This window comes from Mycobacterium sp. IDUB_1, assembly GCF_055419625.1.
This window is the reverse complement of the sequence record NZ_JBVAYA010000005.1, coordinates 87,167-108,789: the sequence shown is the minus strand read 5'-3', so window position 1 is coordinate 108,789 and position 21,623 is coordinate 87,167. Positions and strand designations below refer to the sequence as shown.

The 21,623-nt window shown below is 69.0% G+C and carries 21 protein-coding genes; 8 read left to right on the top strand and 13 right to left on the bottom strand.

What is annotated here, in order from left to right; translation table 11 throughout:
- Window positions 1-6: 6 nt before the first annotated feature.
- From ACZYYX_RS24575 to ACZYYX_RS24560, 4 genes are read right to left on the bottom strand one after another with little or no spacing between them, the layout of a single operon-like run.
- Window positions 7-1,611 (bottom strand): ABC transporter ATP-binding protein, encoded by a 1,605-nt coding sequence (locus ACZYYX_RS24575; RefSeq protein ID WP_463817332.1) that lies wholly within the window; start codon window positions 1,609-1,611, stop codon window positions 7-9.
- On the bottom strand, window positions 1,608-2,486 hold the full coding sequence (locus ACZYYX_RS24570; protein WP_463817331.1) for an ABC transporter permease: 879 nt from the start codon (window positions 2,484-2,486) through the stop codon (window positions 1,608-1,610). Before ACZYYX_RS24570 ends, ACZYYX_RS24575 begins: the two co-directional genes overlap by 4 nt.
- Entirely contained in the window at window positions 2,483-3,451 is a 969-nt protein-coding gene (locus ACZYYX_RS24565; RefSeq protein ID WP_463817330.1) for an ABC transporter permease, read from the bottom strand. Before ACZYYX_RS24565 ends, ACZYYX_RS24570 begins: the two co-directional genes overlap by 4 nt.
- Entirely contained in the window at window positions 3,448-4,989 is a 1,542-nt protein-coding gene (locus ACZYYX_RS24560; protein ID WP_463817329.1) for an ABC transporter substrate-binding protein, read from the bottom strand. The genes ACZYYX_RS24565 and ACZYYX_RS24560 overlap by 4 nt, the downstream gene beginning before the upstream one ends.
- 101 nt (window positions 4,990-5,090) lie before the next feature.
- On the opposite strand from ACZYYX_RS24560, the gene ACZYYX_RS24555 reads away from it, so the two are divergent.
- Together ACZYYX_RS24555 and ACZYYX_RS24550 are read left to right on the top strand one after the other, a co-directional pair.
- A complete protein-coding gene (locus ACZYYX_RS24555) occupies window positions 5,091-5,612 on the top strand; it encodes a hypothetical protein (RefSeq protein WP_463817328.1) in 522 nt (173 codons plus the stop codon).
- 10 nt (window positions 5,613-5,622) lie between these two features.
- Window positions 5,623-6,708: an NAD(P)H-dependent amine dehydrogenase family protein gene (locus ACZYYX_RS24550; protein ID WP_463817327.1), complete on the top strand. Its 1,086-nt coding sequence runs from the start codon at window positions 5,623-5,625 to the stop codon at window positions 6,706-6,708.
- 2 nt (window positions 6,709-6,710) lie between these two features.
- Here the strand turns inward: ACZYYX_RS24550 and ACZYYX_RS24545 are convergent, their stop codons facing one another.
- Complete coding sequence (locus tag ACZYYX_RS24545; protein ID WP_463817326.1) at window positions 6,711-7,793, bottom strand: class I SAM-dependent methyltransferase; 1,083 nt, start codon at window positions 7,791-7,793, stop codon at window positions 6,711-6,713.
- Between the two features lie 79 nt (window positions 7,794-7,872).
- Between ACZYYX_RS24545 and ACZYYX_RS24540 the strand changes: the two genes are divergently transcribed.
- A complete protein-coding gene (locus ACZYYX_RS24540; protein WP_463817325.1) occupies window positions 7,873-8,613 on the top strand; it encodes an SHOCT domain-containing protein in 741 nt (246 codons plus the stop codon).
- A 7-nt stretch (window positions 8,614-8,620) separates the two neighbouring features.
- Here ACZYYX_RS24540 and ACZYYX_RS24535 read toward each other — a convergent pair whose 3' ends face one another.
- Together ACZYYX_RS24535 and ACZYYX_RS24530 are read right to left on the bottom strand one after the other, a co-directional pair.
- Complete coding sequence (locus ACZYYX_RS24535; RefSeq protein ID WP_463817324.1) at window positions 8,621-9,244, bottom strand: MBL fold metallo-hydrolase; 624 nt, start codon at window positions 9,242-9,244, stop codon at window positions 8,621-8,623.
- The gene (locus tag ACZYYX_RS24530) at window positions 9,241-10,326 is read right to left on the bottom strand and encodes an S-(hydroxymethyl)mycothiol dehydrogenase (protein ID WP_463817323.1); all 1,086 of its coding nucleotides are present in this window, start codon (window positions 10,324-10,326) and stop codon (window positions 9,241-9,243) included. The genes ACZYYX_RS24535 and ACZYYX_RS24530 overlap by 4 nt, the downstream gene beginning before the upstream one ends.
- A 35-nt stretch (window positions 10,327-10,361) precedes the next feature.
- Between ACZYYX_RS24530 and ACZYYX_RS24525 the strand changes: the two genes are divergently transcribed.
- From ACZYYX_RS24525 to ACZYYX_RS24515, 3 genes are all read left to right on the top strand, one after another.
- Window positions 10,362-11,141: a dioxygenase family protein gene (locus tag ACZYYX_RS24525; RefSeq protein ID WP_463817322.1), complete on the top strand. Its 780-nt coding sequence runs from the start codon at window positions 10,362-10,364 to the stop codon at window positions 11,139-11,141.
- Between the two features lie 27 nt (window positions 11,142-11,168).
- The gene (locus ACZYYX_RS24520; RefSeq protein WP_463817321.1) at window positions 11,169-11,993 is read left to right on the top strand and encodes a serine hydrolase domain-containing protein; all 825 of its coding nucleotides are present in this window, start codon (window positions 11,169-11,171) and stop codon (window positions 11,991-11,993) included.
- Window positions 11,994-12,112: 119 nt separating this feature from the next.
- Window positions 12,113-12,625: a DUF3145 domain-containing protein gene (locus ACZYYX_RS24515; RefSeq protein WP_463817320.1), complete on the top strand. Its 513-nt coding sequence runs from the start codon at window positions 12,113-12,115 to the stop codon at window positions 12,623-12,625.
- On the opposite strand, the gene ACZYYX_RS24510 is transcribed toward ACZYYX_RS24515, so the two are convergent.
- On the bottom strand, window positions 12,606-13,520 hold the full coding sequence (locus ACZYYX_RS24510) for a diacylglycerol kinase (RefSeq protein ID WP_463817319.1): 915 nt from the start codon (window positions 13,518-13,520) through the stop codon (window positions 12,606-12,608). The two genes, ACZYYX_RS24515 and ACZYYX_RS24510, sit on opposite strands and share 20 nt — an antisense overlap.
- Entirely contained in the window at window positions 13,517-15,097 is a 1,581-nt protein-coding gene (locus ACZYYX_RS24505; RefSeq protein ID WP_463817757.1) for an FAD-binding oxidoreductase, read from the bottom strand. The genes ACZYYX_RS24510 and ACZYYX_RS24505 overlap by 4 nt, the downstream gene beginning before the upstream one ends.
- A 53-nt stretch (window positions 15,098-15,150) precedes the next feature.
- Between ACZYYX_RS24505 and ACZYYX_RS24500 the strand changes: the two genes are divergently transcribed.
- Together ACZYYX_RS24500 and ACZYYX_RS24495 are read left to right on the top strand one after the other, a co-directional pair.
- Window positions 15,151-15,729: a TetR/AcrR family transcriptional regulator gene (locus tag ACZYYX_RS24500; RefSeq protein WP_463817318.1), complete on the top strand. Its 579-nt coding sequence runs from the start codon at window positions 15,151-15,153 to the stop codon at window positions 15,727-15,729.
- The gene (locus tag ACZYYX_RS24495) at window positions 15,726-17,270 is read left to right on the top strand and encodes a glycerol-3-phosphate dehydrogenase/oxidase (protein ID WP_463817317.1); all 1,545 of its coding nucleotides are present in this window, start codon (window positions 15,726-15,728) and stop codon (window positions 17,268-17,270) included. The genes ACZYYX_RS24500 and ACZYYX_RS24495 overlap by 4 nt, the downstream gene beginning before the upstream one ends.
- Window position 17,271: 1 nt before the next feature.
- Here ACZYYX_RS24495 and ACZYYX_RS24490 read toward each other — a convergent pair whose 3' ends face one another.
- The 4 genes from ACZYYX_RS24490 to acpM are packed head-to-tail and all read right to left on the bottom strand — an operon-like array spanning window position 17,272 to window position 21,557.
- Entirely contained in the window at window positions 17,272-18,702 is a 1,431-nt protein-coding gene (locus ACZYYX_RS24490) for an acyl-CoA carboxylase subunit beta (protein WP_463817316.1), read from the bottom strand.
- Window positions 18,703-18,717: 15 nt separating this feature from the next.
- The gene (gene kasB / locus ACZYYX_RS24485) at window positions 18,718-19,971 is read right to left on the bottom strand and encodes a 3-oxoacyl-ACP synthase KasB (RefSeq protein WP_463817315.1); all 1,254 of its coding nucleotides are present in this window, start codon (window positions 19,969-19,971) and stop codon (window positions 18,718-18,720) included.
- 42 nt (window positions 19,972-20,013) lie between these two features.
- Window positions 20,014-21,264, bottom strand: coding sequence for a 3-oxoacyl-ACP synthase KasA (gene kasA, locus ACZYYX_RS24480; protein ID WP_463817314.1), 1,251 nt, complete (start codon window positions 21,262-21,264; stop codon window positions 20,014-20,016).
- The gene (acpM, locus tag ACZYYX_RS24475; protein WP_463817312.1) at window positions 21,261-21,557 is read right to left on the bottom strand and encodes a meromycolate extension acyl carrier protein AcpM; all 297 of its coding nucleotides are present in this window, start codon (window positions 21,555-21,557) and stop codon (window positions 21,261-21,263) included. The genes kasA and acpM overlap by 4 nt, the downstream gene beginning before the upstream one ends.
- Between the last annotated feature and the right edge of the window lie 66 nt (window positions 21,558-21,623).

Genomic DNA, 21,623 nt, shown 5'->3' with positions numbered 1-21,623 from the left:
GAGCGCTCACACCGCAGCGCGCGGGCGCACCGGCGGCACCGCTGCCAGCAGCGCCCGGGTGTATTCGTGCTCGGGTTCGGTGAACAGCTGCTCGGCCGGTCGGTTCTCCACCACGGCGCCGCCCCGCATCACCGCGACGTCGTGGCTGAGCCTGCGGATGACCGCCAGGTCATGGCCGATCAGCAGATACGCCAGCCCCAGCTCCGCCTGCAGGCGGGCCAGTAGATCGAGCACACGCGCCTGCACCGACACGTCCAGGGCGGCGGTGGCCTCGTCGAGGATCAGCAGATCCGGTTCGGCGGCCAGCGCCCGGGCGATGCTCACCCGCTGCCGCTGCCCGCCGGACAGTTCGTGGGGATACCGCTGCGCGAACTCGGTCGGCAGTCCGACCAGGTCGAGCAGTTCGGCGACCCGCGTGCGCCGTGCCGCGGCACCGTCGACCAGGTGGTGCACCGTCAGTGGCTCGGCGATCGACGTGTCCACGCGGGCCCGGGGATTGAGCGACGAGAACGGATCCTGGAACACCAGTCCGATCCGCCGGCGCAGCGCCTTGGCCTCGGAACGCTTCACGTTCAGGATGTCGGTGCCTGCGAGCGTCGCCGTGCCGCCATCGGGTGTCACCAGGCCGGTCAGCGCCGCGGCGACGGTCGATTTGCCCGATCCGGACTCACCGACCAGCCCCAGCGTGGTGCCGCGTCGGATGCGCAGCGACACGTCGTCGACAGCATGCACGGTGGACTTGCCCACCGGCGTGGTGACGGTGAACGACACGTCGAGACCGTCGACTTCGAGCAGCGTTTCGGCGTCCGGATTCACCTGCGGCCCAGCGACATCGAGTACGGGGCGGGCGGCCAGCAGGTCCCGCGTGTAGTCGTTGCGCGGCCGATCGAAGATGTCGAGGATCGGCGCCTGCTCCACGACCGCGCCCTCGCGCAGCACCGTCACGTCGTCGGCCACCTGCCCGATGACGCCCAGGTCATGGCTGATCCACACCACCGCCGTGCCGAAGTCCCGCTGCAACGCGCGCACCAACTCGAGGATCTGCGCCTGCGTCGTGACATCGAGCGCGGTGGTCGGCTCGTCGGCGATCAGCAGTTCCGGGTCGCACGCCAGCGCGATCGCGATCATCACGCGCTGCTTCTGACCGCCGGAGAGCTGATGCGGATAGGCGTGCAGACGCGTCGCCGGGTCGGGTAGCCCCACCGCCTCGAGCAGCTCCAACGCCCGCGACCGCGCCTCCCGGCGTGTCACCCGGCGATGCGTCTCGAGTGACTCGGTGATTTGACGTTCCAGCGTGAGCAGGGGATTGAGCGACGTGCCGGGATCCTGGAACACGAACCCGATTCGCGAACCGTGGACGCGGCGAAGGTCTTTGGGCCGCGCACCGATGAGCTGCACCTCCGGATCGCCCGCCAGCGTGCTCGATCCCGACACGCGCGCTCCCGGTGCGTCGAGCAAGCCGGTGGCCGCCAGAACCGTCATGGTCTTGCCCGACCCGGATTCCCCGACGATGCCCACGGTCTGGTCCCGGGCCACGGAGAACGAGACGCCGTCGACGATGGTGCGCGCGCCGATGCGCACCCCGAGATCGTCCACCGCGAGCACGGTCATCGCGTCACCCCGCGGGCCTCGGCGCTGGTGCGCTGTTTCGGGTCCAGGACGTCGCGCAGCCCGTCGCCCACCAGATTGAACGCCAGCACGATCACCACGATCGCGGCGCCGGGGAACACGGCCATCCACCACGCCATCGTCACGAACCCCTGGGAGTCGAAGATCATCCGGCCCAGCGACGGCTGCGGCGGTTGGATGCCCAACCCGAGGAACGACAGCGCCGCCTCGGACAGGATGGCGAACGCCAGGGACAGCGAGGTCTGGACGATCAGTGGGCCGGCGATGTTGGGCAGGATGTGCCGGCGCAGGATCATGTGATCGGGGGTGCCCATCGCATGCGACACCGCGACATAGGGTTCGGTGCGCACACCGAGCGTGCTGGCCCGCGCGACCCGGGCGAAGATCGGGGTGTAGACGATGCCGATCGCAAGGATCGTCGTCGTCAGCCCGGGGCCGAGGATGGCGACCACCGCCAGCGCGAGCAGCAGCACCGGGAACGCGAACATCACGTCAACGACGCGCATCAGCACGGTGTCCAGCCAGCCGCCGCGGTATCCGGCCAACACTCCGACCGTCACCCCGACCACGACGGCGAACGTGACGCTGATGACTGCGACGCGCATCGACGCCTGCGTGGCCACCAGGACGCGCGAGAGCACGTCGCGACCCAGCTCGTCGGTGCCGAACCAGTGCGCCCCACTGGGCGGTTGCAGCGCGTCGGGCACGTCGACGTCGTTGACACCATGCGGCGCAATGGCATTCGCGAATACCGCGATGACGGCGACGGCCAGCAGAACGAGCGCGCTGATCGCGGTGACCGGGTTGCGCGCCAGGATGCGCCAGGACGAGACACGGGTGCTGTCGGTGGTCGTCATGCGAGCCGGATCCTCGGGTCGACCACCGCGTAGAGCACGTCGACGATCAGGTTGATCGCCAGGAAGAGCGCCGCGATCAGCAGGACCGCCCCCTGGATGACGGGATAGTCGCGCGCGGCGACGGCGTTGTAGACGAGCCGGCCAAGGCCCGGCCACGCGAAGACCACCTCGACGACGATGACACCGCCGAGCAGGGTGGCCAGCTGGATTCCGGTGATGGTCAGGATGGGCACCAGCGCGTTGCGCACCGTGTGCCTGAACGTGACGACGCGCGGGGACAGGCCCTTGGAGCGGGCGGTCCGCACGTAACCCATCGCGGCGACGTCCAGCACCGCGGCGCGCACGTACCGCGTCATGATGGCGGCCGCGACGACGCCGACCGTGAGACCCGGCAGGATGATGTGGCTCAACCAGCCCATCGGGTCGGTGAACAGGGGCCGGTAGCCCGAGGTGGGCAGCCAGCCCAGCGTGGTCGAGAACAGCCCGATCAGCAGGATGCCCAGCCAGAAGTCGGGGATCGACACACCGAACTGGCTGGTCACCCGCACGATGGCGTCGCTGAGCCGGCCCTCGCGCAGCGCCGAGTACGTGCCGGCGGGCAGTGCGATCAGCGCGGCGATGACGATGCCGGCCAGGCCCAGCGACAGCGTGGCGGGCAGCCGTTCCATCAGCGTGACGGTCACCGGGTCGCCGTTGCGGAAACTCACGCCGAGATCACCGGTGAGCGCGGAGCCGACATAGCCGAAGAACTGCGTGAAGATGGGCCGGTCCAACCCGCTGGCGCTGCGCAGCGCCTCGTACGCCTCGGGCGTGTAGCGGGTGCCGAGCGCGATGCGGACCGGGTCGCCGGGCACCAGGTGCACGAGCGCGAACACCACCACCGTGACGCCCAGCAGCACGATCAGCGAGTACAGCACCCGGCGGGCGACGAACCGGGTGATCGGGTGAGTCACGATGCTCGTCACGACGCATCCCCGCCTTTGTCCAGCGACGCGCCGCGGAACCGCACGGCGCCGTCACGGCGGGCCTCGTATCCCGTCAGCGCCGGATTCCACGCCTGGATCACCGACGAGTTGTACAGGTAGATGTAGCTGACCTTGTCGGCGATCACCGTTGCGGCACGGGCATAGTCGTCCTTGCGGGCGGCCGGGTCGGTTTCCACGCGGCCGGCGTCGAGCAGCCTGTCCACTTCCGGGTCGGAGAACTTCTGGGCGTTGCTCGAGCCGTCGGTGTGGTGCTGGGCGTAGTAGAAGTCGTCGGGGTCGATGTTGCCCAGCCAGCCGAGCATCAGCATGTCGAAGTTGCCCGAGTTCTGTTCGTCGAGCCAGGTCGCGAAGTCGACGGTGCGGATGTTGACCGTGAACCCGAGCGGCGCCAGGTTGTCGGCGATGATCTGCGCCGCGGTCACGGTCTCCGGATACTCGGTGGTCACCAGCATGTCGAGAGCGCCGGGCGTGACACCGGCTTCGGTCAGCAGCTCGCGCGCCTTGTCCAGCCCGCCGGTGCGATAGCGGTCGTAGGGGGTGTACCAGGGGTTGCCCTCGGGGATCGCCAGTTCGTTGACCTTCGCGGTGCCGTAGCTCGTCGCGGCGACGATCGCGTCGCGGTCGATCGCATAGGCGATCGCCTGGCGTACCCGCACGTCGTTCCACGGCGCCTTGGCCTCGTTGAGCGCCAGGTACCAGTAGTCATTACTCGGGGTGACCGCCAGACGTATCGAGTCGTCGTCGGAGAGTTGGCGGACACGTTGCGGTGGAATCGAATCCGTCCAGTCCACCTCGCCCGCCTGCAGTGCAGACAGCGCCGTCGACGGCTCTGAGATGAAGCGGAACGTCACCCCGGTCACGCCGGGCGGACCGCCCCAGTAATCGGGGTTGGCCACCAACGAGATCGAGTCACCACTCTTCTGGCCCGCGAAACGAAACGGGCCGGTGCCGATGGGATTCGTGGCGATCTGTCCGCTCTCCACGTTGCGCCGCGACACGATCGCCATGCCCTTGAAGCCGCCGATGTTGGTGAGCATGTTCGGCGTCGGCCGGCTGACGCGGATCACCACCGTCGCCGGATCGGGCGCCTCGACCGAGGTCACCGCGCTGAACTTGTCCGCATTGGCGAGCTTCTCGTCGATGATCCGACGATAGGAGAACACCACGTCGTCGGCGGTGAACGGGCTGCCGTCGTGGAACGTCACGCCGGGGCGCAGGTGGAACGTCCACGCCAGCTGATCGGGGGAGACCTCCCACGACGTCGCCAGAGCGGGGCGCATCTGCAGGTTCTCGTCGGGTTCGACGAGGGTGTCGAACACGTTTTCCAATACCTCGAAGGAGAAGTAGGCGGTCGTCTTGTGCGGGTCGAGTTGGTCCGGCTCTCCGGCGATCGCGGCGATCAGCGATCCGGCCGCACCCTCACCCAGATCCACCCGACTGCCCGTCGAACAGCCAGTCAGCGAGGCAACGAGCGCAAAGACGACGAGGACAGCGGTTGACACCGCCGTCCTCGCCATATTCACCACCCCGGTACTCGAGCCAGTAGTTTTGTCCTACCCGATGTCGCGAACGGGCAAACCCGTGACTTTGTCCGCGCCCGGCTGAAATACTCAGCGGCGTGACGATGATGCGCACCCTGGCCGCCCTCCTGCTCGGTGTCTGCGCAGCGGTGGGCGCCGCCGTCCCTGCCCACGCCGACCAGGTCATGGAGGGTGTCTTCACCGTCACTCAGGAGGGTGGCAAGTCCGGTACCTGGACAGTCTTCCCATCGTGCGTGCCGGTGGTCGGTGACCTGCGCGAGGCGTTGTACCTGCCCGTCGGCTGCCGGCTGCACGTGCAAGCAGGCGGGGACCTCGTCGGCGGCGACGCAGTGCTCACCGGCGGTCAGTGGGCCTTCACCACCCCCAAGGACCGGGGCATGCAGTGCCCGGACGGGTCGTGGGCGCCGACGGTGGAGGTCGTCAAGTTCGACGACGTGACGATGTCGGGTGTCCGCCAGACCCAGCACAACGGCAACTGCGGACTGCAGCCGGGCATCATCTACACGCCGTTCACGATGGCCTACAAGGGCCCGCTCTCGACACCGGTCGACCGATATCCGTTGATCTGCGAACCGGGTGGACTACGGCGCTGCTTCTAGGGGGATCGCCGTGACACGCACCGAAGCGAAGCGAATCGTCATCTGGGGCACCGGATTCGTCGGGAAGATGGTCATCGCCGAGGTCGTCGACCACCCCGGCTTCGATCTGGTCGGCGTCGGAGTCGGCAACCCCGACAAGGTGGGCCGCGACGTCGGGGAGATCTGCGGGCTGTCAGCTCCGCTGGGCATCACCGCCACCGACGACATCGAGGCCCTGATCGCGCTGAAACCCGACGCGCTGGTGCACTACGGGCCGACCGCCGCGCACGCCGACACCAACATCGAGGTGATCACCCGTTTCCTGCGCGCCGGCATCGACGTGTGCTCGACCGCGATGACACCGTGGATCTGGCCGACCATGCACCTCAATCCGCCCAACTGGATCGAACCCGTCACCGTCGCATGCGAACTGGGGGAGTCATCGTGCTTCACCACCGGCATCGACCCCGGCTTCGCGAACGACCTGTTCCCGATGACGTTGATGGGCTTGTGTTCTGACGTCCGCACGGTGCGTGCCTCGGAGCTGCTGGACTACACCAACTACACCGGTGACTACGACCGGGAGATGGGGATCGGGCGGCCACCGGAGTTCACGGCGATGCTGGAGAACTCCGACATCCTCGTGTTCGCCTGGGGTGCAACGGTTCCGATGATCGCCCACGCTGCGGGCATCATGCTCGACGAGATCACCACGACGTGGGAGAAGTGGGTGACCCCCGTCGACCGGCCGACCGCCAAGGGCGTCATCGAGGCGGGAAACGTTGCGGCGGTGCGGTTCACGATCAACGGCATCTACCGCGGCGAGACCCGCATCCAGCTGGAGCACGTCAATCGCATCGGCAACGACGCCGCACCGGAGTGGCCGTCGGGCACCCAGAACGACGTGTACCGCGTCGACATCGAGGGCACACCCAGCATCACTCAGGAGACGGCATTCCGGTTCACCGACGGGTCGGGCCGCGACGCCGCGGCTGCCGGATGCCTGGCCACCGGTTTGCGTGCGTTGAACGCAGTCCCCGCGGTCAACTCGCTGTCCCCCGGTTGGGTCACGGCGTTGGACCTGCCGCTGATCCCCGGGGTGGGCACGATCCGCTGACCTCAGCGGCGCTTCTCCAGCACGACATACGCGAGCGGGATCTGGGTGCGTTCCGGGGCGGCGGCCAGCCGTTCGGCGATGCCCTTCTCCAGCTGTTCGTGCAGTTCGGCGGCGCGAGGATTCGTCAGGCCGCCGTCCAACGCTGTCGTGAGCGCGGCGAAGATCGACGCTCGCGCGAAGCCGGCCCAGCGCGCCCCGAACTCGACGGCGTCCTTGTCGACCTGGTAGCGCTCCCAGAACCGGTCCTGCGCGTCGACGATCTCCAAATGCGCGATCTCGAGGCGCTCGAAGATCCCCGACGGCGCGAACGGAGCCGTGAAGTCGGCGGCGTGGCGCGCCACGGTCGGGATGCACATCTGCGCGGACTCCTCGGCGCTGATCACGCCGGCGGCCGTCACCTCGGCGAGCGCGTCGGCCATGGCTGCGAGCAGTGGCCGGAACCCCGCGTCGCCGTCGTCTCCGATGCCCATCGTCGTCACGACCAGCCGGCCGCCGGGACACAGCTCGCGGCCGCGGAACGCGACGAACTCGTGCCAGTCGCGCGCGGCCTGACTGGCGTAAGCCGCCTGCAGTTCCCGGTCGCCGCAGGTGGCGACCTGCAGGTGGGGGCCGAGCATCGGGCCGGGCACCCGGCTCAGCCACTGGATCGCCCACGCGCTCCAGCCCAGATTCACGCTGTTCGACGGCATGATCTGCGAATAGAACGAGCGGCCGACCGCGGAGGCGTAGGCCGCCCGATCCTTGGCCAGGTAGGTGTCCGGGTCTTCCTCGAGTGTCCGGAACAGCGCGGTGAAGTCGTTGTCCGGTCGGTCGGTGTGCGCGACGAACACCGAGTGTTCCGGCCGGGTTCTACTGCGCAGCACCGCGATCGCCGCGCCGATCGGTAACAGCGAATTGTGTCCGGTCGCGGCGCCGTAGTCGGCCAGCACGATCGGCTGCGGCGGGATGGGCAGCGGCACCGCGGCGGCGGCCTCGCTGAAGATCTCGGTCGCCCGCGTCAGCCCGGCAGCCTGCAGCCGCGACCCCGCGGTGTAGGTGCCGCTGTCGACCGGTTCCGGTCGCACCACGATGCTCGACTCGGGCATCTTCGAGACGGTAGTCGTTGGGCGCGGTCCGCGCCGACGAAAAGCGCGGGGTGCGACCCGGCATGCGACACTGTCGCACGTGTTGGGACGGGTCAGGCCCCGCATCGCGCTGATCAGTGCGGTGATGACGCTGATCGTCGGTGTGGCCGGCTTGATCGTCACGCTGGTGCTGAATGCGGTGGTGTTCGACGACTTCGACGCCTACGGCGAGATCCCGGTGCCCGGGTCAGGCCGGGTGGAGCTGCCCGCGGGGGAGGTGACGATCACGTTCCACACCGTGGTGACGGGAGGGATCGACGGCGGCTTCCCGGTGCCACCGCTGAAGCTGGGTGTCGACGCACCCGACGGCGTGGCCGATCCGGTGCTGACCGAAGTCATCAGCTCGACCACCTCGGTGAACAACGATGTGCGCGTGCGGATCTGGACCGCACAGATCGCCCAGGGCGGGGTGTACGACGTGCGCGCGGACGGTCAGGTGGGCGGCTACATCAACCCGCGGCTGGCGTTCGGGAAGGACAGTTCACCCGGCTGGGCGCTGTGGGTCAGCGGCGGCGTGATCGCGCTCGGGCTCCTCGAACTCGCGGTCGCGATCATGTGGTGGGTTCGGTCGGGGCGCCGGCCGCAACCGCTGCCCGGTCCGGTGATCCTCGACGACGCGGTGTGGCCGGGCCCCGTCCCGCCTCCGGCGCACAGTTACCAGCCCACCGACGAGGCGGTGCGCCTGCAGCAGCTCAAGACGCTGGCGGCGCTACGCGACTCGGGGGCGCTGTCGGAGGCCGAGTTCGAGGCGGAGAAGCGCCGCATCCTCGGCACGCTGTAGGCGTGGCTCAGCTGCCGCGGGAGACCCACTCGTCGTAGTGCACGAGCTCGTCGCCCACGGTCGTGGAGTCGCCGTGGCCGGTGTAGACGACCGTGTCGCCGGGCAGCGCGCCCAGGCGTCCCGAGATCGATTCCAGGATGGTGGGGAAGTCCGAGTACGACCGCCCGGTGGCGCCCGGCCCGCCGGAGAACAGCGTGTCGCCGCTGAACACAGCGGTCAGCTCCGGTGCGTGCCAGCAGACCGAGCCCGGGGAGTGACCGGGGGTGTGCAGTGCCCGCAGTTCGATACCGGCCACCTGGAGCGTGTCACCGTCGTTGACCGCGCGAAAGTCGCTGTCTGGGTGCGTCATCCGCCACAGGACGTCGTCGGCGGGGTGCATCAGCACCGGGGCGTCGAGAGCCTTGGCGAGCTCGGGTGCGACGGTGACGTGGTCGTTGTGGCCGTGGGTGCACACCACCGCGATGACGTTGCGGCCGCCCACCGCCTCGATGATCGGGGCCGCGCTGTGGGCGGCGTCGAACACCACCACGTCGGTGTCGTCGCCGACGAGCCAGATGTTGTTGTCGACATCCCAGCTGCCGCCGTCGAGCTCGAAGGTGCCGCTGGTGACGAGCCGCTGGATGGCGCTCACAGCACGACCACCGAACGCAGCACCTCGCCGGCGTGCATCTTGTGGAACGCGTCTTCGATCTGGTCGAGCCCGATGCGTTCGGAGACGAACTTGTCGAGCGGGAACCGGCCCTGCAGATACAGCGAGATCAGCGTCGGGAAGTCCCGTTCGGGCAGGCAGTCGCCGTACCAGGACGACTTCAACGACCCACCGCGGGAGAAGAAGTCGATGAGCGGCATCTCCAGCGTCATGTCCGGCGTCGGAACCCCGACCAGGACCACGGTGCCCGCGAGGTCGCGGGCGTAGAACGCCTGCTTCCACGTCTCGGGCCGCCCGACGGCGTCGATCACCACGTCGGCGCCGAAGCCGTCGGTGAGGTCCTGGATCGTCTCCACCGCATCCAGTTCCTTGGCGTTGATGGTGTGAGTGGCCCCGAAGTGCCTGGCCCACTCCAACTTCCGGTTGTCCATGTCCACGGCGATGATGCGCTTGGCGCCCACCAGCGCCGCGCCGGCGATCGCGGCATCACCGACGCCGCCGCACCCGATGACTGCCACGGTGTCGTCACGGTTGACCGCGCCGGTGTTGATGGCCGCACCCACGCCTGCCATCACGCCGCAGCCGAGCAGCCCTGCCGCGGCGGGGTCGGCGGCCGGATCGACTTTGGTGCACTGACCTTCGTGGACCAGGGTCTTGTCGGCGAACGCGCCGATGCCCAGCGCGGGGGTCAGCTCGGTGCCGTCGGTCAGCGTCATCTTCTGCGCGGCGTTGTGGGTGTCGAAGCACAGGTGCGGGCGGCCGCGTTTACAGGCCCGGCACTGGCCGCACACCGCGCGCCAGTTCAGGATCACGAAGTCACCGGGCTCGACGTTGGTGACACCCTCGCCGACCGTCTCGACGATGCCCGCGGCTTCGTGGCCGAGCAGGAACGGGAACTCGTCGTTGATGCCGCCCTCGCGGTAGTGCAGATCCGTGTGGCAGACCCCGCACGCCTGGATGTCGACGACGACCTCACCCGGCCCGGGGTCGGGGATGACGATGTCCACCACCTCGACCGGCTGGCCCTTCGAACGAGAGATCACTCCGCGCACCGTTTGAGTCATGCCTGAACCCTAATATGTCGTGCACACTTCCAGACATGGCCGATCCCATGCCTGCGGTGTTCCTCTCGCACGGCGCCCCGCCGCTCGTCGACGACGCGCTGTGGGTGTCCGAACTACAGACCTGGTCCGCGGACCTGCCGACCCCGACGGCCATCCTCATCGTCTCCGCCCACTGGGAGGCCGCGCCGCTGACCATCGGGTCCACGGACTCGCGCACTCCGCTGACCTACGACTTCTGGGGATTCCCCGAGCACTACTACGCCACCAGCTACGACGCCCCGGGAGCGCCGGAACTCGCTGTGGCCGTGCAGAAATCGGTGGCATCGCACACCCCCGTACACCATGACGCGGACCGGCGTCTCGACCACGGCGCCTACGTCCCGCTGACCGTGATGTACCCCGACGCGGCGATTCCCGTCCTGCAGATCTCTCTCCCCACACTGGATCCGGAGCAGCTGCTGTCCCTCGGCTCACGTCTGCGGCCGTTGCGCGACGAGGGTGTACTGATCATCGGGTCGGGGTTCACCACGCACGGGCTGCCCTTCCTCGAGGATCCCTCGCCGGGTGCGACCCCTCCCGCGTGGTCGGTCGAGTTCGACCTGTGGGCACACGAACGGCTGGCCGCGGGAGACGTGGACGCGCTCGTGGATTTCGGCCACCGCGCACCGGGCATGCCGTATGCGCATCCGACGGTCGAGCACTTCGCGCCCCTGTTCGTCGCACTCGGTGCCGCGACCGATCCGGCGCTCCCGCCGCGCCAGGTGATCGACGGCTACTGGATGGGCTTGGCCAAACGGTCCGTGCAGCTGACCTGAGCGCCGGCGTCGCTACGCTCATGACCGATGAGCGCACTCGACGCCCTGGCCGACTGGCCCGTCCCCACCGCGGCCGCTGCCGTCGTCGGCCGGGACGGGGCCCTGGCCCACCACGGCGACCAGACGCAGACGTTCCCCCTCGCCTCGGTGACCAAGCTGCTCGCCGCACGCGCCGCACAGATCGCGGTCGAAGAAGGGGTCTTCGAGCTCGACACCCCGGCCGGGCCGCCGGGGGCCACCGTGCGCCACCTGCTGGCGCACGCGGCGGGCTACGAGATGACCTCGGAGAAGGTGCTGGCCGCACCCGGTACCCGGCGGATCTACTCCAACCACGGCTTCGCCGTGTTGGCCGACGTGCTGGAGCGCGAGTCCGGCATCCCGTTCACCGAGTACCTGAGCGAATCGGTGTTCGCCCCCCTGGAGATGTCGGACACCACCCTGGACGGGGGTGCGGTGGCAGCCGGCTACGGCGCGACGTCGACGGTCGCCGACCTGACGGCATTCGCCGGCGAGCTTCTGACGCCCGCTCTGGTGTCGGACCAGATGCACGACTCGGCGATCTCGGTGCAGTTCCCCGGCCTCGACGGGGTGCTGCCCGGCTACGGCCGGCAGAAGCCCAACGACTGGGGGCTGGGCTTCGAACTGCGCGACGGCAAGACGCCGCACTGGACCGGGGCACACAACTCTGTGCGGACCTTCGGGCACTTCGGGCAGTCGGGGACGTTCCTGTGGGTCGATCCAGACGCCGCGCTCGCGCTGATCGTGCTCACCGATCGGCCGTTCGGTGACTGGGCCCATGACGTGATGCCGGCCCTGTCTGATGAAGTTCTGAGAGATTACAGGGCGGACTAGCGCAACACGCGCCTCACAAGGCACAATTGCACCTGAAGAAACAATTTCATCTGCTGACTCACTCGGAAACCACCAGGTCGTTGGGGAAGACGTCCCTCGTGGAGCCGAAGGAGCAACAGATGCGTGCAGCGAATCAATTCGCCGACACGACGACGGGTGTGGTGTACGTGCATGCCTCACCCGCGGCGGTGTGCCCGCATGTCGAGTGGGCGTTGTCGTCGACCCTCAACGCGAGGGCGAATTTGAAGTGGACGCCGCAACCGGCCATGCCCGGGCAGCTGCGTGCCGTGACGAACTGGGTGGGCCCCGTGGGCACCGGCGCCGCGCTGGCCAATGCCCTGCGGTCATGGTCGGTGCTGCGTTTCGAGGTGACCGAGGACCCGAGCCACGGCGTCGACGGGCACCGCTGGTGCCACACCCCCCAGCTCGGGCTGTGGAGCGGCGCGATGAGCGCGAACGGCGACGTGATGGTCGGGGAAATGCGGCTGCGCACGCTGATGGCCTCCGGCGCCGACACGCTCGCGGCAGAACTGGACTCTGTGCTGGGCACCGCGTGGGACGAGGCCCTGGAGGCCTACCGCGACGGCGGCGTGGGCGCCGAGGTCAGCTGGCTCAGCCGCGGCGTCGGATAGCGGGCCTGGTAGCCGGTCCTAGCACCCGCAACGCGCCCGGCACCACGGTGAGCTCCACGGGCAGCGGGCACACATACTCGCCGTCGGCGTAGGCGGTGATTCCCGGGGACTCGACGAGGATGGTCTTGGCTCTGCGCGTCGTCACCTCGTCGAGGTCGACGTGGGTGCCCTTGAACACGGTCGGGAACAGCCGGATCAGCCGCGTGCGTGACGCCGACGCCACCATCGTGACGTCGAACAGCCCGTCGGTCGGGTCCGCGCCAGGGCAGATGAGCATGCCGCCGCCGTAGCTGCGGGTGTTCCCGAACGCGGCCAGTGTGAGCTCGGTCTGCACCACGTCGCCGTCGAAGGTGAGCCGGAAGGGCAGCAACCGCAGCTGCGAGATCTCGGCCAGCATCGCGAAGTTGTAGCGCATCCGCCCGTGCGGCCAGCGCATCCGGTTGGTCCTGTCGGTGACCAGGGAATCGAAGCCCGCCGCCATCACCGTGCCGAACCACCGCCGGGTGCCGTCGGCGCCGGTGATCAACCCGAGGTCGTAGGTGCCGATCGCGCCGTCGACGACCGCGTCGGCGGCTGCCTCGGGCACGGTGGGGATGCCGAACGCGCGGGCGTGGTCGTTGCCGGTGCCCGCGGGGACGATGCCCAGCGGGGTCGATGTCTCGGCGAGAATCTGCAGCGCCAGCGAGACGATGCCGTCGCCGCCGACCACCACCAGCGCGTCCATCTCGCGCTCCAGTGCGGCCTCGACGAGCTCGCGGGCGTGTGTGGGATCACGGCCGACGAGGGCGACGACGTCGACGCCGCGGGCCTGGAAACGGCTGATCGCTCGTTCGGCGGCGTGGCGGGCGTTGCCGTGACCGGAGGCCGGATTGGTCAGGACGACGATCCGGTTCACGGAATCAGCTTGCCCGGGTTCATGATTCCTGTCGGATCGAGCGCCGACTTGACCGCGCGCAGCACGGCGACGCCGAGGTCGCCGACTTCGTCGCGCATCCAGGGGCGGTGGTCCGCACCCACTGCGTGGTGATGGGTGATCGTCGCGCCCACGCGCATCATCGCCTCCGAGGCGGCGGTCTTGGCGGCACGCCACTGCTCGATCGCGTTGCCGCGCTGGGCGGCCACGACGGTGAAGTAGAGCGACGCACCGGTGGGGTAGACGTGCGAGATGTGGCACAGCACCAGCGCCGGCGTTCCCGAATCGGCCAGCGAGCGCGTCAGGGCCTCGGTGACAGCTGCTTTCAGGGCCGAGACGTTCGACCAGGACGTCGCTGTCTCCAGCGTCTCGCACAGCGCGCCGGCCGACAGCAGCCCGTCCCGCAGATAGGGGGCGTTGAACCGACCGTGCTCCCACGCACGCGCCGGACCTTCGCCGAGTGAAGTTCCACCCTTGGCGCTCAACAGCTCTCGCGTCTCGGCGTGCCGGCTCGCGGCATGCGCCTCGGTGCCCTCGAAGGCGGTGATGGCCAGGCAGCCTCCGGTGATCTGGGATTCGCCGATGCTGTCGGTGGTGGCCAGGTTCACCCCGGTCTCCGCCTCGTCGGAGAGCCGGATCACCGTCGGTCCGGTCCCGGTCTGGGCGACGGCCCGCAATGCGGCTGCGCCGGTGGCGAAGTCGGGGAACGACCACGCCTCGTAGCGCGTGGTCTCGGGGACCGGATGGACACGCACCCGCACTTTGGTGATGATGCCGAAGACGCCCTCGGAGCCGAGCAGGACGTGCCGCAGGTCCGGTCCGGCGGCCGAGGCCGGCGCACGACCCACGTCGAGCACGCCCGCCGGGGTCACGGCGCGCAGACCGCGCACCATGTCGTCGAAGCGGCCGTAGCCGGCGGAATCCTGACCCGACGACCGGGTCGCGGCGAAGCCGCCGATCGTCGCGAAACAGAAGCTCTGCGGAAAGTGGCCGAGTGAGAAACCGCGCTGCACCAGCAGTTTCTCGGCCTCGGGCCCGGTCAGGCCCGCCCCCAGTTCGGCCTCCCAGGAGACCTCGTCGAGCGAATGCAGCTCGTCGAATCGGCGCAGATCCACCGACACCACGGCCTTGAAGTCTCCGCGCATCGGGTCCAGGCCGCCGACCACGCTGGTGCCACCGCCGAACGGGACGACGGCGATACTGTGGTCGGCGCAGAACCGCAGCAGCGTGGCGACCTCGTCGTCATCACCGGGCACCAGCACCGCGTCCGGACCGTCCTGCACGCCGAAGTCCCTGCGGCGCAACAGATCCAGGGTCGACTTCCCGCCCGCGCGCAGCAACCGGTCCCGGTCATCGACGAGGACGTGCTCGGCGCCGACGATCGCGGCCAGGCCGTCGCGGTCGCTCGGCGAGAGCGCCGACGGGCGCACCCTGACCTGCTCGAGGGTGGGCTCCGCCGCGGGCTGGGCGTCGATGCCCAGAGCCTGGGTGAGCAGCGACCGAATGCCGGGGGACAGGGGCGTCGCCGCGGCGGGATCACCCCAGGCGTTCCATGCCATCGGGGGTCGTGTGGGCTGGCCAGCGAGCGAAGACATGCGTTACAGTATTACAGATGGTGTCAATCCGTAACTCCGATTCGGGTGTCGAGAAGCGCATTCTCGATGCGGCAGCGGCGTGCATCCTCGCCTACGGCGTCGAACGGACGACGATGACCGAGATCGCGCGACGGGCCCGGGTCAGTCGGCCCACCATCTATCGTCGCTGGCCCGACATCCGCTGGGTGATCGCCGAGCTGCTGACCGTGCGTATCGCCGGCGTCCTCGAGCAGGTGCCCGACCGGGGCCCCGGCAGGGAGGCGACGGTCGAGCGCGTGGTGGCCGTCGCCGAACACCTTCGCAAGGACGAGATCGTGCAGTCGGTGATCCGCAACGCGCCCAACCTGGCCATGGTCTACATCGCCGAACGGCTGGGCACCAGCCAGCAGATCCTCATCGACGCGCTCGCCGCGGCGATCAAGGCCGGCCAGGCCCACGGCAGCGTGCGCCCCGGCGATCCCCACGAGCTGGGCGCGATGTGCCTGCTGATCACCCAATCGACGATCCAGTCCGCGCAGATGGTGGAGAAGCTGCTCGACGGCACGGCCATCAACGTCGAACTGGCCCGCGCGCTCAACGGGTACCTGGCACCGTGAGCCGCCCCGTGACCGCGGCCTTGAACGCCGGTCGACGCTCCGCAGAGCTGCAGGAGCTCGGCGACGGTGCGCCGCTGGACGTGCTGGTCATCGGTGGCGGCATCACCGGCGTCGGGATCGCGCTGGACGCGGCGACACGCGGGCTGTCGGTGGCCCTGGTCGAGAAACACGACCTCGCCTTCGGAACCAGCCGGTGGAGTTCCAAGCTGGTGCACGGCGGGCTGCGGTACCTCGCCAGCGGCAACGTCGGCATCGCCCGTCGTAGCGCCGTCGAGCGCGGAATCCTGATGACGCGCAACGCCCCTCACCTGGTTCACGCGATGCCGCAGCTGGTGCCGCTGCTGCCCGAGATGAACCGTGCCTCGCGCGCACTGATCCGATTCGGCTTCGTGGCCGGCGACGGGCTGCGGGCTCTCGCCGGCACGCCCGCATCGGTGCTGCCGCGGTCCCGTCGGATCGACGCCGCTGCGGCCATCGCGTTGGCGCCCACCGTGCGTCGCGACGGACTGGACGGTGCGCTGCTGGCCTACGATGGGCAGCTCGTCGACGACGCGCGCCTCGTCACCGCGGTCGCCCGCACGGCCGCCCAGCACGGCGCCCGCATCCTGACCCGGGTCGAGGCGAGCGCGGCGTCGCGCACATCGGTGACGCTGACCGACAAGCTGTCGGGCGAGACACTGGACGTATCGGCACGGGCGGTGGTGAACGCGACCGGCGTGTGGGCCGGTGAGGTCGACACGTCGTTGCGGCTGCGGCCCAGCCGCGGGACGCACCTGGTGTTCGATGCCGCGGCGTTCGGCAATCCGACTGCGGCGCTGACGATTCCGATACCGGGCGAGATCAACCGGTTCGTGTTCGCCATGCCCGAGCAGCTCGGTCGCGTCTACCTGGGCCTCACCGACGAAGACGCCCCGGGCGCGATCCCCGACGTGCCCGAAGCGACTCCGCAGGAGGTGCAGTTCCTGCTCGACACGGTCAACACGGCGCTCGCGACCTCGCTCGGACCGACGGATGTGGTCGGCAGCTACGCAGGACTGCGGCCGTTGATCGACACCGGCGCCGGCCGCACCGCAGACGTCTCACGAGAGCATGCGGTCACCGAGTCGCCGAGCGGCGTGCTCAGTGTGATCGGCGGCAAGCTGACCGAATACCGTTTCATGGCAGAGGATGTCGTCGACCGCGCGATCTCGTTGCGCGGACTGGCCGCCAAGCCGTGCCGCACCCGCAACCTCCCGCTGATCGGGGCGCCCTCGAATCCTGCTGCCGCGCAACAAGCGTCGGATCTGCCGGACTCGCTCGTGGCGCGCTTCGGCGCCGAGGCGCCCGACGTGATCGCCCGGGCGACGTGCCCGCGACCCACAGAGACTGTCGCCGAGGGCATCGATGTCACGCGCGCAGAACTCGAGTACGCCGTCACGCACGAAGGAGCGCTGAACGTCGACGACATCCTCGACCGGCGTACGCGCATCGGCCTGGTGGCCGCCGACCGCGAACGCGTCCTCGCCGCGGCGCAGGAGATGCTCGCCGGGAGAACCGGCTAGATCACAGCGGGATGTTCTTGTGGCGGCCGCGGCGCATCGGCGCCTCGGCGAGCGCCTGGGTCAGCTTCGAGCGCGTGTGCGCCGGGTCGATCTTCTCGTCCACCACGCCGATCTCGATGGCCGAATCCACGCCGCCGGCGATCTTCTCGTGCTCGATGGCCAGCGCCTCGTGCAGCGACTCCCGCTCCTCGGGGGCGGCGGCGGCCAGCTTCTTCTTGTGCAGGATGCCGACGGCTGCCTTGGCGCCCATGACGGCGACCTCGGCCTCGGGCCATGCGAACACCTTGGTGGCGTTCAGCGACCGCGAGTTCATCGCGATGTAGGCGCCGCCGTAGATCTTGCGGGTGACCAGCGTGACGCGCGGCACCGAGGACTCACCGAATGCGTGCAGCAGCTTGGCGCCGCGACGGACCACGCCGCCCCACTCCTGATCGACACCCGGCAGGTAGCCCGGCACGTCGACGACCACGACCAGCGGGATGCCGAACGCGTCGCACAGCCGCACGAAGCGGGCCGACTTCTCGGCGCTCTCGGAGTTCAGGCAGCCGCCCAGGCGCAGCGGGTTGTTCGCGATCACGCCGACGGTGCGGCCGGCCAGCCGGCCCAGGCCGACGACGATCGACGGGGCCCAGCGGGACTGGAACTCCTCGAACGGCACACCCTCGTCGAGGAGCGCCTCGATCAGCGGGTGCACGTCGTATGCGCGGCGCGCCGACTCGGGCAGCAGCGCCTTGAGGTCGGTGTCGCCTGCCTCGGCCTTGGTGCGGTCGAAGTGGCCCTGCTGGCAGAACAGGCCGACCAGGCGACGGCCGCGCTCGTAGGCGTCGAGCTCGTCGTCGGCGACGATGTGGCACACTCCCGACTTCTTGTGGTGCGCCTCGGGACCGCCGAGGGAGACCATGTCGACGTCCTCGCCGGTGACGCTACGGACCACGTCGGGACCGGTCACGAAGACCTTGCTGTCGGGCGCCATCACGATGACGTCGGTCAGCGCGGGACCGTAGGCGGCGCCGCCGGCGGCGAAGCCGACCACGACGGAGATCTGCGGGATGTACCCGGACGCGCGGATCATGGCCTCGAAGACCAGGCCGACGGCGTGCAGCGCCTTGACGCCCTCGGCCAGCCGGGCGCCGCCGGAGTGCCAGATGCCGATGATCGGGCTCTGCTCGTCGATGGCGACGTCGTAGGCGTCGACGATGTGCTTGCAGCCGTCGACACCCATCGCGCCGCCCATCACGGTGCCGTCGGTGCAGAACGCGATCGTGCGCACGCCGTTGACGGTGCCGGCAGCCGCCAGGACACCGGACTTGTCGCGCTCGTGCAGCAGCTCGACGCTGCCGTCATCGAAGAACGTGGCGAGCCGCAGCATCGGATCGCGCGGGTCGAGGGACTCGTTGACGTCGGTGGCGGGGCGATTCTCGATGGTGGTCATGGATGTCTCCTGCTTTCAGTATCTTCCGAAGGCGAGTGCGACGTTGTGCCCGCCGAAACCGAACGAATTGTTGATGGCGTACTCGTAGTCACCCGGCCGTGGGCCGCCCGCCACGACGTCGAGGTCGATCTCGGGATCGAGGTTCTTCAAATTGAGTGTGGGGGGAATGACGCCGCTGCGCAGCGCCTGGACTGTGAGAATGGACTCGACGGCGCCTACCGCACCGACCGAGTGGCCGAGCGCCGACTTGGGCGCGTAGACCGCGGGTCGGTGTCCGCCCATCGCGTTGTTGATCGCCTTGCCTTCGGCGACGTCACCGACGCTGGTGCCCGTGGCGTGGGCGTTGACGTGGTCGATGTCGCTCGGCGCAAGACCGGCCAGCTCGATCGCGCGGCTCATCGCGTAGCCGGCGCGCTCACCGTTGGGGTCGGGCGCGACCATGTGGAAACCGTCGGAGGTGATGCTGGCGCCCATCAGGCGCGCCAGGATGTTGGCTCCGCGCGCCTTGGCATGCTCTTCGGTCTCGATGACCATCAGTGCAGCCGCCTCGCCGAACACGAAACCGTCCCGATCCTTGTCGAACGGGCGGCAAGCGCCGGCCGGGTCGTCATTGTTGGTCGACATCACGATCCGCATCTGCGCGAAGCCCGCGATCGGCACGGCTTCGATGCGCTGTTCGACACCGCCGCAGATCGCGATGTCGGCCTCACCGAGCACGATGTTGCGCCACGCCTGGGCGATGCCCTCGGACCCGGACGCGCACGCCGAGACCGGGGTGACCACCCCGGCCTTGGCGCCACGATCCAGACCCACCACGGCCGACGGGCCGTTGGGCATGTACATCTGCACCGACAGCGGGGACACGGCCGAGGTGCCGTGGTCCCGCATGCCGTCGTAGGCGAACACCAGCGCCTCGGCACCGCCGAGGCCGGTCCCGATCGACACCAGCAGACGGCTGGTGTCGACGTCGGGTGACCCGGCGTTCTCCCAGACACGACGTCCGAGCACGGTGGCCATCTTCTGCGGGTAGGACATCCGACGGTTCTCGACCTCGGTCAGTTCCCCGACGAAGTCCTCCAGCAGATGGCCACCGATGCGCACCGGCAGGTCGAACTCCTCGACGAAGGGGTCTTCGAGACGGCGGATGCCGCTCTTGCCCTCCAGCAGCGCCTTCCAGGTGCCTTCGGCATCGGTGGCGACGCTCGTCGTCATGGCCATACCGGTCACGACGACGTCGGGGAGTCCGTTCCCTGTTGTCGGTGCAGCCATACTCAGACGCGTGTCCTCTCGGTTCTCGTGAACTCGTCAGGCCTAGTAACGACCGAAGGCCAGAGCCACATTGTGGCCGCCGAAACCGAACGAGTTGTTGATGGCGTACTGATAGTCGCCATACCGTGGCTCGCCCGCGACGACGTCGAGATCGATCTCCGGGTCCGGCGTCTCGTAGTTGAGCGTCGGAGGGATGACACCGTCACGCAGGGCCAGCACCGTCAGTGCCGACTCCAGCGCGCCCACAGCGCCGATCGAGTGGCCCAGCGCCGACTTCGGCGCGTAGACCGCGGCGTGCTCCACACCGGCGACGCGGAGGGCGTTGGCCTCCGCGGTGTCACCGATCGGCGTGGCCGTGGCGTGCGCGTTGACGTGCGAGATGTCCTTGGGGGACAGGCCCGCGGTCTCCATCGCCCGCTTCATGGCCGACCCGGCACGCTGGCCGTCGGCGGCCGGGGCCACCATGTGGAACGCGTCGGAGGTGATGCCGGCGCCCATCAGGCGGGCCAGCGGCTTGGCGCCGCGGGCCAGGGCGTGCTCCTCGGTCTCGATGATCATCATCGCGCCCGCTTCACCGAAGACGAAGCCGTCCCGGTTCTTGTCGAACGGACGCGACGCGCGCTCCGGCTCGTCGTTGCGGGTCGACATGGCGCGCATCATCGAGAACGCCGCGATGGGCAGTGCCTCGATGCCGCCTTCCACGCCACCCACGACGGCGAAGTCCGCGTCACCCATGACGAGCTGGCGCCAACCGTGGGCGATGGCCTCCGACCCCGACGAGCACGCCGACACCGGGGTGATGACCCCGGCGCGGGCGCCCAGTTCGAGACCGGCGACCGCCGCCGCACCGTTGGGCATGATCATCTGAACGGCGAGCGGGGACACCTTGCGGGGCCCGCCCTCGTTCATCGCGTCGTAGGTCTCGACGATCTTCTCGCCGCCACCCAGACCGGTGCCGATGATCACGGCGAACCGGTCCGGATCGACCTCCGGCGTGCCCGCGTTCTCCCAGAGTCGCTTCGACAGCAGCTTGGACATGCGCTGCACGTACGACATGCGACGCATGTCGATGCGGGTCATGTGGCTGTCGACGTCGTCGACCAGGTGACCGCCGATACGCACCGGAAGGTCCCACTTGGTGACGAACTCATCCTCGAGGACGCGGATGCCGCTCTCGCCCGCCAGCAGGCCCTTCCACGTGCTCTCGATGTCGCCTGCGAGTGACGTGGTGGCCTCGATGGCGGTCACCACGACACTCGGGAACCCGCCGTTAGCAGTGGAAGGACGTGTCATTCTGCGGCGAACTTCTCGCGCAGCGCGGCAGCAGCCTCGGGGTTCTCTTCCTCGAGCTTCTGGATGTAGGCGACGACGTCACCGACGGTGCGCAGACCCGCGAGGTCCTCGTCGGGGATCTTCACGCCGTACTTGTCCTCGGTCTGCACGGCGATCTCGACCATCGACAGCGAGTCGATGTCCAGGTCGTCGACGAAGCTCTTCTCCGGGGTGACCTCAGACGGCTCGATGCCGGTCACTTCTTCGATGATCTCGGCGAGACCGGAGATGATTTCTTCCTGAGAGGCGGGCACGGTGGCTCCTTCTATTTATCGGGTGTTACCTGGGGTGAAACGTTGGTTGTGTCGAGATGTGCCGGC